This window comes from Pseudomonas palleroniana (genome assembly GCF_003031675.1).
Taxonomy (GTDB): Bacteria; Pseudomonadota; Gammaproteobacteria; order Pseudomonadales; family Pseudomonadaceae; genus Aquipseudomonas; species Aquipseudomonas palleroniana.
In genome coordinates this window covers 1-16,700 of sequence record NZ_PYWX01000072.1, presented here as the reverse complement: position 1 = coordinate 16,700, position 16,700 = coordinate 1, and the positions used below count along the sequence as shown (strand labels likewise).

At 61.5% G+C, this 16,700-nt stretch carries 14 protein-coding genes; 7 read left to right on the top strand and 7 right to left on the bottom strand.

All coding sequences use genetic code 11. The annotated features are described in order from the left end of the window. Nucleotides 1–29 precede the first annotated feature (29 nt). The 3 genes from C9383_RS25645 to C9383_RS25635 all read left to right on the top strand — a co-directional run bounded on the left by C9383_RS25645 (nucleotide 30) and on the right by C9383_RS25635 (nucleotide 3,430). Entirely contained in the window at nucleotides 30–302 is a 273-nt protein-coding gene (locus C9383_RS25645) for an HU family DNA-binding protein (RefSeq protein WP_060756760.1), read from the top strand. A 232-nt stretch (nucleotides 303–534) separates the two neighbouring features. After that, a complete protein-coding gene (locus C9383_RS25640) occupies nucleotides 535–2,409 on the top strand; it encodes a SurA N-terminal domain-containing protein (protein ID WP_060756759.1) in 1,875 nt (624 codons plus the stop codon). Between the two features lie 157 nt (nucleotides 2,410–2,566). Then, on the top strand, nucleotides 2,567–3,430 hold the full coding sequence (locus C9383_RS25635) for a DUF2242 domain-containing protein (RefSeq protein ID WP_090370087.1): 864 nt from the start codon (nucleotides 2,567–2,569) through the stop codon (nucleotides 3,428–3,430). A gap of 1 nt (nucleotide 3,431) precedes the next feature. On the opposite strand, the gene aceE is transcribed toward C9383_RS25635, so the two are convergent. Next, a complete protein-coding gene (gene aceE, locus C9383_RS25630) occupies nucleotides 3,432–6,092 on the bottom strand; it encodes a pyruvate dehydrogenase (acetyl-transferring), homodimeric type (RefSeq protein WP_090370089.1) in 2,661 nt (886 codons plus the stop codon). 145 nt (nucleotides 6,093–6,237) lie between these two features. Between aceE and C9383_RS25625 the strand changes: the two genes are divergently transcribed. Further along, on the top strand, nucleotides 6,238–6,708 hold the full coding sequence (locus C9383_RS25625) for a MarR family winged helix-turn-helix transcriptional regulator (protein WP_090370091.1): 471 nt from the start codon (nucleotides 6,238–6,240) through the stop codon (nucleotides 6,706–6,708). Between the two features lie 49 nt (nucleotides 6,709–6,757). On the opposite strand, the gene C9383_RS25620 is transcribed toward C9383_RS25625, so the two are convergent. The 3 genes from C9383_RS25620 to C9383_RS25610 all read right to left on the bottom strand — a co-directional run bounded on the left by C9383_RS25620 (nucleotide 6,758) and on the right by C9383_RS25610 (nucleotide 10,258). Beyond that, nucleotides 6,758–7,762 (bottom strand): transketolase-like TK C-terminal-containing protein, encoded by a 1,005-nt coding sequence (locus C9383_RS25620; protein WP_090370093.1) that lies wholly within the window; start codon nucleotides 7,760–7,762, stop codon nucleotides 6,758–6,760. Nucleotides 7,763–8,095: 333 nt separating this feature from the next. Further along, the gene (locus tag C9383_RS25615; RefSeq protein ID WP_090370095.1) at nucleotides 8,096–9,124 is read right to left on the bottom strand and encodes an AraC family transcriptional regulator; all 1,029 of its coding nucleotides are present in this window, start codon (nucleotides 9,122–9,124) and stop codon (nucleotides 8,096–8,098) included. Nucleotides 9,125–9,127: 3 nt separating this feature from the next. After that, complete coding sequence (locus C9383_RS25610) at nucleotides 9,128–10,258, bottom strand: carbon-nitrogen hydrolase family protein (protein WP_090370097.1); 1,131 nt, start codon at nucleotides 10,256–10,258, stop codon at nucleotides 9,128–9,130. A 211-nt stretch (nucleotides 10,259–10,469) separates the two neighbouring features. On the opposite strand from C9383_RS25610, the gene C9383_RS25605 reads away from it, so the two are divergent. Further along, a complete protein-coding gene (locus tag C9383_RS25605) occupies nucleotides 10,470–12,509 on the top strand; it encodes an NADPH-dependent 2,4-dienoyl-CoA reductase (RefSeq protein ID WP_090370099.1) in 2,040 nt (679 codons plus the stop codon). Nucleotides 12,510–12,564: 55 nt separating this feature from the next. Further along, nucleotides 12,565–13,449 carry a 1-aminocyclopropane-1-carboxylate deaminase/D-cysteine desulfhydrase gene (locus C9383_RS25600; RefSeq protein ID WP_090370101.1) on the top strand — a complete coding sequence of 295 codons (885 nt, stop codon included), beginning with the start codon at nucleotides 12,565–12,567 and terminating at the stop codon, nucleotides 13,447–13,449. Here C9383_RS25600 and C9383_RS25595 read toward each other — a convergent pair. The 3 genes from C9383_RS25595 to C9383_RS25585 form a co-directional block, all read right to left on the bottom strand. Further along, entirely contained in the window at nucleotides 13,439–13,996 is a 558-nt protein-coding gene (locus C9383_RS25595) for a cytochrome b (protein WP_090370104.1), read from the bottom strand. The genes C9383_RS25600 and C9383_RS25595 overlap by 11 nt on opposite strands. A gap of 114 nt (nucleotides 13,997–14,110) precedes the next feature. Continuing rightward, a complete protein-coding gene (phnX, locus tag C9383_RS25590) occupies nucleotides 14,111–14,938 on the bottom strand; it encodes a phosphonoacetaldehyde hydrolase (protein WP_090370105.1) in 828 nt (275 codons plus the stop codon). Continuing rightward, nucleotides 14,935–16,056 (bottom strand): 2-aminoethylphosphonate--pyruvate transaminase, encoded by a 1,122-nt coding sequence (locus C9383_RS25585; RefSeq protein ID WP_090370107.1) that lies wholly within the window; start codon nucleotides 16,054–16,056, stop codon nucleotides 14,935–14,937. The genes phnX and C9383_RS25585 overlap by 4 nt, the downstream gene beginning before the upstream one ends. A 111-nt stretch (nucleotides 16,057–16,167) precedes the next feature. Here C9383_RS25585 and C9383_RS25580 point away from each other — a divergent pair. Continuing rightward, the coding region (locus C9383_RS25580; protein ID WP_146164720.1) for a LysR family transcriptional regulator at nucleotides 16,168–16,700 on the top strand (533 nt) is incomplete at its 3' end.

Here is a 16,700-nt window from a genome sequence, read left to right as displayed (position 1 = left end):
TACTCAATAGATATATAAGGGGACTTAGAGTGAACAAGTCGGAACTGATTGATGCTGTTGCCGCATCCGCTGATATCCCGAAAGCTGCTGCTGGCCGTGCGCTGGACGCAGTTATCGAATCCGTCACTGGCGCTCTGAAGGCCGGCGACTCCGTGGTGCTGGTAGGCTTTGGTACTTTTTCTGTGACTGACCGCCCAGCTCGCGTTGGCCGCAACCCACAGACTGGCAAAGCACTGCAAATCGCTGCTGCCAAGAAACCAGGTTTCAAAGCCGGTAAAGCCCTGAAAGAAGCCGTTAACTAAGCCTCGTTCAAGCCTTACCTATCCGGGTCAGACGCAGGTCTGGCCTGGCAGCGGAGCGGCACAGCCGACCCAGGTATCCATCGGGTCGCAACGCCGGGGGTGTGGGTTCAAACCCCCGTCCGCTCCGCCAGTTACGAGAAGGCGCATCCTCGGATGCGCCTTTCTTCTATCCGGACTCTACCCACGCTCCACGGTTGCCTAATTTTGAAGTTCAACCGTTTCTGGGGGACGCATGCTGCAGAATATCAGGGACAATTCACAAGGCTGGATTGCCAAGACCATTATCGGGATCATCGTCGCATTGATGGCGTTCACCGGTATCGAAGCCATTTTCCAGGCTTCGACCAACAACAAGCAGGACGTGGCCAAGGTCAACGGTGAAGAAATCACCCAAACCGAATTGAGCCAGGCCGTCGATATGCAACGTCGCCAGCTGATGCAACAGCTGGGCAAGGATTTCGATGCTTCCCTGCTGGACGAGAAATTGCTGCGCGATGCGGCCCTCAAAGGGCTGATCGACCGCAAGCTGTTGCTGCAAGGCGCTGCGAATTCCAAGTTCGGCTTCTCCGAAGCAGCCTTGGACCAAGTCATCCTGCAGACGCCGGAATTCCAGGTGGACGGCAAGTTCAATCCCGAACGCTTTGACCAGGTGATCCGTCAGCTGGGCTACAGTCGTATGCAATTCCGTCAGATGCTGACCCAGGAAATGCTCATCGGCCAGGTTCGCGCAGGTATTGCCGGCAGCGGTTTCGTGACCGACGCCGAAGTGCTCGCATTCGCCCGCCTGGAAAAACAGACCCGCGATTTCGCCACCGTGAATGTCAAGGCCGACCCTGCGGCGGTGAAGCTCACCGACGACGAGGTCAAGGCTTACTACGACCAGCACGCCAAAGAGTTCATGACCCCGGACCAGGTGGTCATCGACTACCTGGAACTGAAGAAGTCATCCTTCTTCGACCAGGTCACCGTCAAGGACGATGAACTGCAGGCTGCCTATCAGAAAGAAACCGCCAACCTCGCTGAACAGCGTCGCGCCGCGCACATTCTGATTGAAGTCAACGACAAGACCACCGACGCGCAAGCCAAGGCCAAGCTCGAGGAAATCCAGGCGCGCCTGGCCAAGGGCGAGAAGTTCGAAGCCCTGGCCAAGGAGTTCTCCCAGGACCCGGGTTCGGCCAACAATGGCGGTGACCTCGGTTTCGCCGGCCCTGGCGTCTATGATCCTGCGTTTGAAACTGCCCTGTATGCCTTGAACAAGGACCAGGTGTCGGCCCCGGTGCGTACCACCTTCGGTTGGCACCTGATCAAGTTGTTGGGCGTTGAAGCACCGCAGGTGCCATCGTTTGCCAGCCTGAAAGACAAGCTGACCCGCGAGCTCAAGACCCAACAGGTTGAACAGCGTTTTGTCGAAGCCACCAAGCAATTGGAAGACGCGGCTTTCGAAGCCTCCGACCTGGCTCAGCCGGCGTCCGACCTGAAGCTGACCGTGCACACCTCCGCGCCGTTTGGCCGTGAGGGTGGTGAAGGTATCGCGGCCAACCGTGCCGTGGTCACCGCTGCGTTCAGCCCGGAAGTGCTGGATGAGGGTGCCAACAGCACCGCCATCGAGCTGGACCCGGAAACCGTCATCGTGCTGCGTGCCAAAGAGCACCTCAAGCCGGCGCAATTGCCGCTGGAGCGTGTTGCTGCGGCGATTCGCACCCAGATGACCAAGGAGCGCGCCAGCGCGGCGGCCAAGGCTCACGCTGACGAAGTGATCGCCAGTCTGCGCGACGGCAAGACCCCGTTGGACCAGCCGGTCGACGGCCAGGCCTGGAAAGTCACCGAAGCGGCGACCCGTAACGCCGAGGCTGTTGATCCAGCAGTGCTGCAAGCCCTGTTCCGTATGCCCAAGCCTGCGAGCAAGGACAAGCCGACGTTCACTACCGTGACCCTGGCTGATGGCAGCCTGGTGATCGTGCGCCTGAACGGCGTCAACGAAGCGGCAGCGCCGTCGGACGAAGAAAAGGCGCAATACCGTCGATTCCTCGCTTCGCGCATCGGCCAGCAAGACTTTGCGGCGTACCGTAAGCAGTTGGAAACCCAGGCTGACATCAAGAAGTTCTGATGACGGTTTGAATGAAAAGCCCCCGGCCTGAAAAGACCGGGGTTTTTTTTATGGTGCTTGATCTGTAGATCTGTGACGTTTTACCGACAGGAATATGCGCGCCAAGGTCTCGTTCTGTTGCACAATACCGCCCTGACTGTTTTTCTCAGGATTTTCGATGTCGACATCATTTCACGTGCGTAGCCTCGGGTTGGCGCTTGTGTTGGCGGGCGCCGCGGGCTGCTCGTCGCCCAAGACCGCTATTTATGAACATGAGAACTTCGACGATTCCGGTACGTTTTCCCGTGATTATCCGGTCAGTGCCACGGCGTCCTGCGAGGCGGCGCGGCGGGCGCTGTTGAGCCAGGGCTACATCATCACCAGCAGCGATCCCAAACTGGTAGTGGGCAACAAGAGCTTCCAGCAAACCGGCGAAACCCACATGCAGATCAGCTTCAATGTGGTGTGTGCCAATGATGGCAAGGGCAACAATCACTCGACGATGTTCGCCAACGCCTTGCAGGACCGGTATGCGCTGAAGAAGGTCAACAACTCCGCGAGCCTGGGTGTAGGTGTGCTGGGCTCGGTGTCGATGCCGATCGGCTCCACCGATGACTCGATGGTGAAGGTGGCGAGTGAGACCGTATCGGCACCGAAGTTCTATGAGCGTTACTTTGCGCTGGTGGACGTGTTCCTGCCGCAGGAAGCGAAGCGGGCCGAGAGTAGCCCTGAGAAGCCGAAAGCCGAGCTGGGGGTGCCGGAGCCCAAGGCTGCACCGGCTACCGAGAAGGTCGAGCCACCGAAGGAGGCGCCGACCACCTCATCGCCGGCCGCTGCACCGGCAGCCGTTTCGCAGCCCGCTGTTTCGCAACCGGCCGGTTCTCAGCCTGCCAGCTCGCAGCCTGCCAATTCTCAGCCTGTCACGCCGCCTGTCGAGGCCGCGCCGATTGTGCCGCAAGCAGAGCCTGCACCGGCGCCTACTCGCCCGGACCTGCCGCCGCCGACAGAGGTGATTGCACCCCTGCCGACGCCTGGGCAGTAACTCAGACGGCTGCGGGGTTGGCCTTGTCGACGTTGATCCCGTAGCGGCTGATGGCTTCACTGACTTTTTCACGGCCGATGACGCCGTCATCGGCCAGTGCTTTCAAGGCCGCCAACGCGATGAAGTGCCGGTCCACTTCAAAGAATGCCCGCAGGGTTTCACGGGTATCCGATTGCCCGAAGCCGTCCGTTCCCAGCGCTACAAAGCGTCGGCCGGAGACGAAAGGGCGGATCTGATCGGCAAAGAGCTTCATATAGTCCGTTGCTACTACCAGCGGCCCCGTCTGCCGTTCCAGGCATTGCTCGACGTAGCTCACCCGCGGCTCGCTCTGCGGATGCAGCAGGTTCCAGCGCTCCACCTCATGGCCGTTACGGCGCAATTCAGTCAGGCTGGTTGCGCTCCACACGTTGCTTCTTACGCCGAAGTCCTTTTCAAGCAGCTCAGCCGCGGCAATCACTTCGCGCAGGATTGAGCCACTGCCCATCAGTTGCACTTGGGCCTGGTCGCTGGCACTGAGTCGGTACATGCCCTTGAGAATGCCGTCTTCCACGCCTTCGGGCATGGCCGGGTGTGGGTAGTTTTCGTTGAGCAGGGTGATGTAGTAGTAAATATCCTCCTGTTGCACGTACATACGCCGCATGCCCTCGCGGATGATTACTGCCAACTCGTAGGCAAACGTCGGGTCGTAGGATACGCAGCACGGAATCACCGACGACAGGATGTGACTGTGCCCATCGTCATGCTGCAAGCCTTCGCCCATCAGGGTGGTGCGGCCGGCCGTGGCCCCCAGCAGGAAACCACGCGCCCGCGCGTCGCCTGCCGCCCAGGCGAGGTCGCCGACGCGCTGGAAGCCGAACATCGAGTAGAAGATATAGAACGGCACTGTCATCAGGCCATGGTTGCTGTAGGACGTGCTGGCTGCAATCCAGGAAGAAATGGCACCGGATTCATTCAGGCCCTCCTGCATGATCTGTCCGTCCTTGCTTTCTTTGTAGTAGCTCAGTTGCCCTGCGTCTTGTGGGGTATAGAGCTGGCCTACGGCAGAATGGATGCCAATCTGACGAAACAGGCTTTCCATGCCGAAGGTACGCGACTCGTCCGGCACGATCGGCACGATCAGTTTGCCCAGGTGTGGGTCCTTGAGCAGCGTGCCCAGGATGCGTACAAAGGCCATGGTGGTGGAGATCGCACGCTCGCCCGTGTCCTTGAGCTGGGTGGCGAAGGCCGACAGTTCGGGAATCTGCAACGGCTCGACCGCGCTGTTGCGCGCCGGTACGTAGCCGCCCAACGCTTGGCGGCGTGCGGCGAAGTAGCGGGCTTCTACGCTGTCGGCGGCGGGCTTCAGGTAGGGAATATCGGCGAGTTGACCGTCAGTGACGTCCAGGCCAAAGCGATCGCGGAAAGCTCTTACCGCATCAGCGCCCATCTTCTTCAATTGATGGTTAATGTTCTGGCCTTCACCCGCTTCACCCATGCCAAAGCCCTTGACGGTTTTCGCCAGGATCACCGTGGGCTGGCCCTTGTGACGCATGGCGGCGGCGTAGGCGTTATAGACCTTTTCCGGGTCATGCCCGCCCCGTGACAGTTTCCAGATTTCGTCGTCGGACATGTCCGCAACCAACGACAGCAACTCCGGGTATTTGCCAAAGAAATGTTCGCGGACATAAGCGCCGTTCTGGGATTTGTAGTTCTGATAGTCGCCGTCCACACATTCCATCATGCGCTGGCGCAGCAGGCCGCTCTGGTCTTTTCCCAGCAGTGCGTCCCAACCACTGCCCCAGATCACTTTGATCACGTTCCAACCGGCGGCACGGTACAGGCTTTCAAACTCCTGGATGACCTTGGCATTGCCGCGCACAGGGCCGTCCAGGCGTTGCAGGTTGCAATTGACCACGAAGATCAGGTTGTCGAGCTTCTCGCGCCCGGCCATGGAAAGGGCGGCCAAGGATTCCGGTTGGTCCATTTCGCCATCACCGAGAAAGGCCCATACCTTGCGTCCCTGGTGTTGCTTGAGGCCACGCAGTTCCAGGTAGCGCATAAAGCGCGCCTGGTAAGCCGCGGTGATCGGGCCGAGGCCCATGGACACGGTGGGGAACTGCCAGAAGTCGGGCATCAGCCGTGGGTGCGGGTAGGACGAGATACCCTCGCCACCGGCCTCGCGGCGGAAGTTGTCGAGTTGTGCTTCGCTGATGCGGCCCTCCAGGTAAGCCCGGCCATAGATGCCTGGGGCGGAGTGGCCCTGGATATACACCAGGTCGCCATCAACGCTGTCGGTACGGCCACGGAAAAAATGGTCAAACCCTACGTCGTACAGTACGGCAGCTGACGCATAGGTCGCGATATGCCCACCGACACCTGAGTGTTTGCCCGCACGTAATACCATCGCCATCGCATTCCAGCGGATAAAAGCGTTGGTACGGCGTTCGATGTCCAGGTTGCCGGGGTAGGGCAATTGGCGGTCTACCGGGATGGTATTGACGTACGGCGTAGTGACCCGCCCGTGGAAGTCGCCATGGCGCGCCACGTCGAAATCCAGCAACTGATCGATCAGGTAGTGCGCGCGCGGGCGGCCTTCGGCGGACAATACCGATTCGATGGACTCCAGCCACTCGCGTGTCTCCAGGGGATCATCGTCGTGTCTGAGTGCATGGTTCTGGGTCATGTGAGGCTCCAGGGTAGGCGGATTTCGTATGACGGGCTCTTTGTGGGAGTGCCGATAAGTAATTGCAATTGCAACTACATGGCGGAATCTAGCGCGGGATGGGCTACTATTGCAACCTTCTTGAAATTCCCGCGGATGGTGTTGCATGGCTTCGAAAGAGCCTGATGTATGGTTTCGTTTTGTCAGGGCCCACAGGACGGTCATCCGTGAAATCGAGCGTCGACTGGCAGAGGCGGGCCTGCCGCCATATGCCTGGTATGACGCGTTGTGGGGCCTGGAAAGCGGCCCCGACGGTACGCGCCGCATGCATGAATTGGCCGATGTGCTGGCCATCGAGCGCTATAACCTCACGCGCCTGGTTGACCGCCTGGAAAAGGACGGCCTGGTAGTGCGTTCCCGCTCAGACGGTGACGGTCGCGCGGCGTTTGCCTCAATCACCGATGCCGGCCGGGGGCTCCGTAAAAAGATGTGGAAGATCTACGAAAGCACAGTGGAAGAGCTGTTTCTGTCGCAGATTGAACCTGCTCAGCGCCAGGCGTTTGCGGATGCGTTGGAGCGTACGGCAGGGCTGGCGATGGAGGCTGGCGTGCAGGTTCGTGGTCGACGTAAACCCTGAGTTCAAATAGGGGGAGCCAGGCTCCCGCACATTTAGTTCGCCCTGCGCTTCATTGCAGTCGGTACCGATCCAACGCTTTTTCCACCTGGCGAACATCGACATGACCTTCATCCGCCAGTGCTTTCAAGGCCGCCAGCACAATCCAATACCGGGTCGGCGCCGCCGCTTGCACTGACCCCGCGCCCAACGCGATGAACCGCGCGTCCACGTGCGCTGCCAATTGATCGACAATCGCCTGCGGGTAGCCGGTGACGGCAATCACCGGCGCAGTACTCCCAGCCAGGCAATCACGCAAATGGCAACTGCGCCTGGAGGCCGTGGGGTGCAGGCGATTCCAGCGAGCCGCCGCCGCTGCCTCCCGAGCCAGGCGTGTATAGCTGGGGCAGCTCCACAATTGCGCGCTGATATTCCAGTCTTGTTCCAGCAGGCGCTTGGCCTGCACGACCTCCGCCAGCGCCCGGCCGGCGCCGAGCAGCCGTACATCCGCAGATAGGTCGTGCTGGAGCGGGTACATGCCCTTGGATGCGGCTTCACGATTGTGCTCACTCAAGGGCGCTGCCAGTTCATGATCATGGAGGGCGAGGTAGTAAAACCCTGGCTTGCCGTCGACATACAGTGCACGCAACGCCGCCAATACAATCGCTTGGGTTTCCGCACCTGAGGCGGGGTCATACGGCGTACAGCGCGGGTGAGTGGCCAGCCACAGGGGCAAGGAAGGCTGAGCGCCCTTGGGCCAGGGCGAGGGCAGGTTTTCAATGTCGTTACACAGGATGCCGCGCTGTTGAGTGATGTCCGACAGTGCACTCAACTGCGCCGACGAATGCGCGCTGTGCAGATACAGCAAGGGCCTCTCAGCGGTATTGCGTGCGAACCAGGTGGGCCAATGACTCACGCGCCGGGAGCGTGACTGGCCTCGAATCACCCAGGCCTGACGGCTGGCTTCAAGGGTATTGGCTATGTTGATCAGAGTGCCCAGCGGTGAGTTGCCGGCAAGGTTGGCAGTGCTCAAGGCGTCGATACAGAACTGAGCGGCATGTGCGGTGGCGACGGTCATGGAGAGGGACACCTGGCAAGGAAGGCCATTACCCTAATAGAAAACCACTTTTGATTGCAATTGCAATGATTGCAATCGTTGTTCGATGCAGGCGGGCTAAATCCCCGCAATGCTGCTACGTTTAATCCTTGAGTGCAGGAACGTCATGACGCAGACTTTTTTTCGTCATGACGGCACTTTAGGCTGGCTGTGCAGGTCATTAATCTGCAGCCACATTAAACCTAGCGAGGAGTGACCCATGGACGATTATCAGGAAGAACTGCTGGAGTACCAGGCGTTTGAATTGGACCCGCTGGATCCGGTGGATGACGCCACTGAGCTGTAACCCCGACTTCAGGCGGAATGCCGCTGACTGCGGCGAAATTCCCCTGGGGTCTGGTTGTTCCACCGCCTGAACGCCCGTTGAAACGCCTGGGCCGAGGCAAAACCGAGCAGATAGGCGATTTCGCCGAATGCCAGTTCGGTGTCGCGAATGTAGGTCATCGCCAAGTCGCGGCGAGTATCGTTGAGAATTGCGCGAAACTGAGTGCCTTCTTCGGCCAGCTTGCGCCGCAGCGTCCAGGTGGGCAGCTTCAAGCGCGCCGCCACTTCTTCAAGGTCCGGTTCCCGGCCGCCATTGAGCATCGGCCCGAGCAAACGGGTGATGCGCTCGCGCAGGCTGCGGGTGCGGGTCAGCTGTTCCAACTCTCTTTCACACAACTGCAGCAACAGATGCCAGGTGCTGGGGCAGTGCTGTGGGTTACGCAGGGCCAGGGTTTGCTGGCCCAGGCGCAGTTGGTTGGCGTCGGCGCCGAAGTGAACATCGCCTAGCGCCTGGTAGTGTTCGCTGTATTGCGGCGTTTCGAACTCGATGTCGATACGCTGCGCACGCACGGGCTGCTGGGCCAGGCTCGACAATTGGTGCAGCCAGCCGGCGATGATCGAGTCCACCACAAAACGGTTGTAAGCGTTGTAGGGGCTGATGGAATAAAACCGCAGCCAGGCGCCTTCAGCATCCTCATGAAAGCTCGACTGCCCGCGATAGTTGGAGCCGTACAAGGCTTCGAAGCGCGTCAATGTACGTGCCGCTTCGCGTACGTTGGGCGCCTGGGCGGCTGTGACACCTGCCAGCCCGGCCTGGCTCAAGCGGCTGAGCTGGCCCATGCGCAGGCCCAGGCTCGGGTCGCCGGTCAGTTGGATGGCCGCATGGCCCAGGCGCATATAGCGCGGGATCGACAGGCGTGCTCCAGCCTCGGCAAGGCGTGCCGGGTCCAGGCCGTATTGCAGCAGCAAGGGTTGCGGGTCCATACCGTGGCTGTGGATGGCATCGGCCAGGGTGTGCACGAAGCCCACCGACAGATCCCCAAGGCGCACCGGCTTCACGGGTTACAGCCAGATATTCAACAGGCGTGCGCCACGGGCGTCGCTGTCGGCACTGACCTGCCCGTTGCTGTTCAGGAAGCTGTGCCCGGCGGTGCCCAGGTCCCAGAACTGCCCGCGCAGAAATACACTCATGCCTGCCGTGGCCTGGCTGATCGGCTGCTGGCTGATCAGGGTGAGCCGGCGCCAGGCTTCGCCTTCGCTGAGTTCTTCGGGCTTGAGGCTGATTTCAGGCGGCGTGGACACACTTTTGAAGCCGCGCCATGGCCGGTCCCAGGTGTCGCGACCGGTCACGAATGCCGGCACCGCAATCAGCTGTGCGCCTTGCTCATTGAGCTTGCGGTAGTTGTCCGGGTACCAGCTGTCGCTGCCGACCAGAACGCCGAGGCGCCCGGCCGGCGTGTCGACCACGCTGACAAGGTCTTCAGCGCCCGGTTGGATAAAGCCACGTTCGTCATAGATAGGATAGAGCTGGCGCTGTGGCTGGCCCAAGGGCAAACCGTCGGCGCCGAACACCAGGCTGGCGTTGTACAGCGCGCCATGGCCGATCTGCAGTTGCCCCTGGCTCACGTTTGGGTTGGGCAGGGTGATGGAGCCGGCCACCAGGGTGACGCCGAACTCTTTGGCCAGGCCGCCGAACAGCGTCTGATAGTCGCGGGCCATCGATGCGGCTTTCATGCGCAGGTAGGCGTCGTCCATACGATTGTCGCCGGTGGCGCTGAGCCAGGCACGGGCAAACAGGAATGGGTTGCTGGCCGACAGCCAGTTCATCGCGTCCTTGAGGTGGATAGCCTGGTACAGCTCGTTTTTCTCGCCGCCCAGCATCAGCCAGGTGCCGATATGCTCCGGCAGCACCACGACGGTCTTGCTGTTGATCAGCCCCTGGTCTCGGGCCTTTTGCAGGTAGGCCGCGAGTTTCAGGTGCAGGCGTTCCAGGCTCTGGTAGTCGGCGGGAAACAGCTCCGGCTGGATGCCCAGCAAATTGCCACGGTCGGCCGGAATGCCTTCGTTGACGGCCAGGGTAATGCGCAGGTCCGACAGGTAATGCGCCACGGGGCGCTCCTGGGTCCAGACCAGATACGCGGTGGCGGCGGCAACCAGGGCCAGGGTGAAGCTCAAAGCTAGAAGTTTACGCATGGGGCAACAGACAACAGACCGGGTGCAGGGTTCGCGACTAGGGTAGGGCCCATGGCGCGGCTTGCCAAGGGGCGCTGTACATTTGGATCAATAACTTGTCAGTTTCAGTCATTGAGCGTGGGTTCAGCGCCTCTTAGTCTGTGGGACATAAACCGATGGGGTGTCATACGAACGCCCCACGTCCCGTGATGATCTGTTGTGGAGCTTGACCATGACCGCTGCTGCCTACCCGCATCTGCTGGCCCCGTTGGACCTGGGTTTTACCACCTTGCGCAACCGTACCCTGATGGGCTCGATGCACACTGGCCTGGAAGAAAAGCCTGGCGGTTTCGAACGCATGGCGGCCTATTTCGCCGAGCGTGCCCGTGGCGGCGTGGGCCTGATGGTGACCGGTGGCATTGGCCCGAATGATGAGGGTGGGGTCTACGCCGGTGCGGCCAAGCTGACCACCGATGCCGAAGCACAGAAGCACAAGATCGTGACCCAGGCGGTGCACGAAGCGGGCGGCAAGATCTGCATGCAGATCCTCCACGCCGGCCGTTATGCCTACAGCCCCAAGCAGGTGGCGCCGAGCGCGATTCAAGCGCCGATCAACCCGTTCAAGCCCAAGGAACTGGACGAAGAGGGCATCGAAAAACAGATTCAGGATTTCGTCAGCTGTTCGTTGCTGGCCCAGGTCGCCGAATACGACGGCGTTGAAATCATGGGCTCCGAAGGCTACTTCATCAACCAGTTCCTCGCCGCCCATACCAACCACCGTACCGACCGTTGGGGCGGCAGCTACGAAAACCGCATGCGCCTGGCGGTGGAAATCGTGCGCCGTGTGCGCGAGGCCGTCGGGCCGAACTTCATCATTATCTTCCGCCTGTCGATGCTCGACCTGGTGGAAGGCGGCAGCACCTGGGAAGAGATCGTGCAGTTGGCCAAGGCCATCGAACAGGCCGGTGCGACGCTGATCAACACCGGTATCGGCTGGCACGAAGCGCGTATCCCGACCATCGCCACCAAGGTCCCGCGTGGCGCGTTCAGCAAAGTCACCGCCAAGCTGCGCGGTGCGGTGCAGATCCCGCTGATCACCACTAACCGTATCAACACCCCGGAAATCGCCGAACAGATCCTCGCCGAAGGCGATGCCGACATGGTTTCGATGGCGCGGCCGTTTCTTGCGGACCCTGAGTTCGTCAACAAGGCTGCGGCCGGGCGTGCCGATGAAATCAACACATGCATCGGCTGCAACCAGGCCTGCCTGGACCACACCTTCGGCGGCAAACTGACCACCTGCCTGGTCAACCCACGAGCGTGCTACGAGACCGAACTTAACTACCTGCCGGTCAAACAGATCAAGAAAATTGCCGTGGTCGGCGCCGGCCCGGCCGGCCTGGCAGCGGCGACGGTGGCTGCCGAGCGTGGCCACCAAGTGACGCTGTTCGATTCGGCCAGCGAAATCGGCGGCCAGTTCAACATCGCCAAGCGAGTGCCGGGCAAGGAGGAGTTTTTTGAAACCCTGCGCTACTTCAAGCGCAAGCTGCAGACCACCCACGTCGAACTGTGCCTGAACACTCGCGTGGAGGTGGCGCAACTGGAAGCGGGCGGTTACGACGAGATCATCCTGGCCACCGGTATTGCACCGCGCACCCCTGCGATCCCGGGCATCGACAATGCCAAGGTGCTCAGTTACCTGGACGTGATTCTGCAGCGTAAGCCGGTGGGCAAGCGCGTGGCGGTGATCGGCGCCGGCGGCATTGGTTTTGACGTCTCGGAATTCCTCGTGCACCAAGGCGTGTCCACCAGCCTTGACCGCGAAGCCTTCTGGAAGGAGTGGGGCATCGACACGCAACTGCAGGCCCGTGGCGGCGTGGCCGGGATCAAGCCTCAGCCCCATGCGCCGGCACGTGAAGTGTTCCTGCTGCAACGCAAGACCTCCAAGGTCGGTGACGGTTTGGGCAAGACCACCGGCTGGATTCACCGCACCGGTCTGAAGAACAAGCAGGTGCAGATGCTCAACAGTGTCGAGTATTTGAAGATCGACGATGAGGGCCTGCATATCCGTATTGGTGCCGAAGGCGAGCCTCAGGTGCTGGCGGTGGACAATATTGTGATCTGCGCCGGCCAGGACCCGCTGCGTGAATTGCAGGATGGCCTGGTCGCGGCGGGCCAGAACGTGCACCTGATCGGCGGTGCCGACGTGGCGGCCGAGCTGGATGCCAAGCGTGCGATCAACCAGGGTTCACGCCTGGCGGCCGAGCTGTAAGGCCACAAGCGGGGCGGTGTTAGACTACCGCCCCGTTTTTCATGCAGATCCCCTGATGGGCCCCTTCGACTGGCTTCCCCGCGCTCCCCTTGAACCCTTGTACCTGGACTGGTTGAAGGGCGTCGAGTTGGCGGTACTGCGCCTGGACCGCATCGACCCGCTGATCAGCGGCAACAAGTGGTTCAAGCTCACCGGGCATCTGGCGCAGGCGCAAACCGCCAGCGGCATCATCAGCCTGGGCGGCGCTTACTCCAACCATTTGCACGCCTTGGCGGCGGCCGGGCAACGCTTGGGTTTCCCCACCGTTGGCCTGTTGCGCGGCCACCCTCAAGACACGCCCACCGTGCTCGACCTGAAAGCGTTCGGCATGCAGCTGCATTGGCTGGGCTACGGCGGCTATCGCGCGCGGCATGCGCCGGACTTCTGGTTGCCTTGGCGCGAGCAATACCCGCACCTGCATCCTGTGCCCGAAGGCGGAGGCGGAATGGCCGGCGCATTGGGCTGCGCGGTGCTGCTGGAACAGGCGCGCGCGCAATTGCACACCTTGGGTTGGGCGGACTATGACGGCTGGTGGCTGGCGGCGGGTACCGGCACGACGCTCGCGGGCCTGGCCCTGGCTGAGGCGGGGGCGCATCCGGTGTACGGCGCCATGGCCGTGCCGGATGATCACGGGGTTGCGCAGAACATCGAGGCGCTCGTGCAGGGCGGCTATGAACTGCTGGACGCCTGCCGGGGCGGCTTCGCAAAAATCGACGCGGTGTTGCGTGACTTTATCGAGGCTACCGAACAGGCGTGTGGCTTGCCGCTGGAGCCGCTCTATACCGGCAAAGCGCTGCTGGCGTTAAAGCAGCAGATCGAAGCCGGGCGCTTCAAGCCTGGCACCCGGTTGATCTTCATTCATACCGGCGGCTTGCAAGGCCGCCGAGGGTTCACGGGGTAGCGCGCTTGCCCGGCATCATGCGCAGCGCAGTGTTATCGCGCACGATGTAGTGGTGGTAGATCCCCGCCAAGGCATGCAGCCCGATCAGCCAGTAGCCGACGGTGCCGCTCAGTTCATGCCACTCCTTGATCTGCTTGGCCAAGTCTTTGTTTTCGCCGATCAGGGGCGGCAACTCTATTCCGTAGAACATCACGGAATGCCCTTGGGCGCTGACGATCAACCAGCCCAGGACCGGCGTGCCGATCATGAACACATACAGCGCCACGTGCATCAGTGTCGCCAGTGCCGCCTGCCAGGGTGGCGGTGCCGGCACGATTTTCGGTGCCACGCCCAGTGCGCGTGCGAACAGGCGCAGCCAGACCAGTACAAAGATGGTCAGGCCGAACATGAAGTGCATTTCCACAATCAATGCCCGACCGCCACTGCCTTTGGGGAAGACCCCACGAAACTCAATGCAGGCGTAAACCACCGCCAGCAGCACCACCATCACCCAGTGCAACGCTATCGACATGGTGCTGTAACGCGTATCGGAATTTTTCCACGGCATCGCTGGGTTCCTCACTCATCAGGGCAAACCTCCGTTCTTTGGCGACGGAGTGCTTTAACTGTATGCCGATTTTGAGTGGTTTGCCTGGCGCAAATACCGTTGTTTTGACCTCTGTCAGCCGCTTTGCGGCATTTCGCCGCGAGCCAGGCGCTGGTTGATCTGCGTGATGACTGCCGGCAGCTCCAGGAGGGTGTCGATCAGGTAGTGCGGGCGCGAGCCTTCGAACAGGTGCTCGATGCGTTTGCGTTCGCCGGCTAACGTGGCGCTGTCCAATGCGCGGAACTGCTCGTAGGTCAGGCCAAGGGCATTGCCGGAACAGGTCAGGGCCACGGTCCACATCCCGGCGCGGCGACCTTCAAGGATGCCTGGCACGGTGTCGTCGACCTTCACGCACGCCGCCACATCATCGACCCCCAGGGCGATCACGTTGGCCAGGGCCTGGGCCGGCCATGGTCGGCCGTTGGGCACTTCGTCGGTGGCAACCACATGGTCGGCGATGTAGCCGTGGGCGGCGGCGAGGGCAACCACCTTGTCCATTACTTGCTTGGGGTAGCCTGAGCAGGAACCGATCTTGATGCCTTGCACGCGCAGCCGGGCGATGGTGTCGAGGGCGCCCGGGATCAGCGCTGAGTGCTCGGCGATCTTTTCGATCTGCAGCGGCATAAAGCGCTGGTAGATCGCGGTGACGTCATCGTCGGTCGGGCTGCGGCCGAACACCTTGCGGTAGCGTTCAGCTACCTGCGGCTGATCGCACAAGGTGCGGATATGGTCCCATTTGCCCATGCCCATCGGGCCGCGGGCTTCGTCTATGGACACCTGCACACCGAACTCGGCGAAGGCTTCGACAAAGATTTGCGTGGGGGCAAAGGAGCCGAAGTCGACCACGGTACCGGCCCAGTCGAGGATCACGGCCTGGAGGGTGTTGGGGGTTTGATAGTTCATGCCGGCGATCCCAGAGAAGAAAGGTTGATATGCATGGATTGCAGTGCCTCGGCGATGGCGGCGACGGCGGCGTGCATGTCGCTGGCGTCGACCTGGCCGATACAGCCCACACGGAAGGTTTCCACCTGCGTCAATTTGCCGGGGTACAGGATGAACCCCTTGGCCTTGACCCGTTCGTAAAACGCCTTGAACTGGTAACGCGGGTCTTGCGGGGCGTGGAAGGTCACGATAATCGGCGCCTGGATCGCTGCCGGCAAAAAGCTGCGCAGGCCCAGTCCAGCCATACCGTCCAGCAGCGCCTGGCAATTACTGGCGTAGCGTTGATAGCGCGCAGGCAGGCCACCTTCCTCGGCGTATTGCACCAGCGCTTCGTGCAGGGCTGCGACCACGTGGGTCGGCGGAGTGAAGCGCCATTGACCGGTACTGGCCATGTAGCGGTGTTGGTCGAACAGGTCCATCGCCAAGGAATGACAATTACCCTCGGCGGCGGCCAGGGCGTGCTTTTGCGCAAAAACGAAACCCATGCCCGGCACGCCCTCCAGGCATTTGCCCGAAGCGGCAATGAGGGCGTCGAACGGCACCTCGCGGGCATCGATCGGCAAGGCGCCGAACGAGCTCATGGCGTCGATGATCAAGCGCTTGCCGTGGTGCTTCACCACCCGGGCGATCGCCGCCAGCGGGTTGAGAATGCCGGTACTGGTTTCGCAGTGAATCAACGCGACGTGGGTGAGGGTGGGGTCCGCCTGCAACAGGCGGTCCACGTCGGCGGCGGTGGTCGGCTCGTCCTCGGCGGTTTCAAAGGCCGTGAATACGCGGCCGAGCACTGCGCAGATCTTCGCCAGGCGTTTGCCGTAGGCGCCGTTGATCAGCACCAGCACCTTGCCGTTGCGGGGCACCAGGGTGCCGATGGCGGCTTCCACGGCAAAGGTGCCGCTGCCTTGCAAAGGCACGCAGTGGTGGCTCGCGGCGCCGTTGATAATCGCCAGCAACTGCTCGCAAACACTGGAGGTGAGTTGGTTGAAACGGTCATCCCATGAGCCCCAGTCCATCAGCATTGCCTGGCGGGTGCGGGCGGACGTGGTCAGGGGGCCGGGCGTGAGCAGAATCGGCGGGGTCATTGCAGCTCCTCGTGAAACGGTCGAGTCAATCTACGGCGCCTAAATTGCAGTTTGGCTTGTTATCAATCAAATTGTTTGTTGTTATGCAAGCTATCAGTGAGGCCGATAGATATGAACCTGTTCCAACTGCGCGCATTCGATGCCGTGGCCCGCGAGGGCAGCTTTACCCGGGCGGCGGCCCGGTTGTTTATCAGCCAGCCGGCGGTGACCGGGCATATCAAGGCCCTGGAGGAGCACTACCAGATCCCACTCCTGCGCCGTACGGCCCGGCGGGTAGAGTTGACCGAGGAGGGCACGCGCCTGGCCGCGATCACGCGGGCGATCTTCGGCCTGGTGGATGAGGCGCAGATGCTGCTGGAGGCCAACCGGCAATTGCTGACCGGGCGCCTGGAAGTGGCGGCGGATGGCCCGCACCTGGTGATGCCGATGATTGCCAGCCTGCGCGCGCGTTACCCGGGCATCACCGTCAACCTGCGGTTGGGCAATGCTCAGGAAACCCTGGCGGCGCTGCTGTCCGAGCATGCAGACGTGGCGGTACTGACCGAGGTGGAGCCGCGCCACGGCCTGCATTTGCAGCCCTTGAGTGAGTCGCGGATCTGCGCGCTGGTGCCGGCGGGTCATGCCTGGGCCAAGCAGCCTGGGGG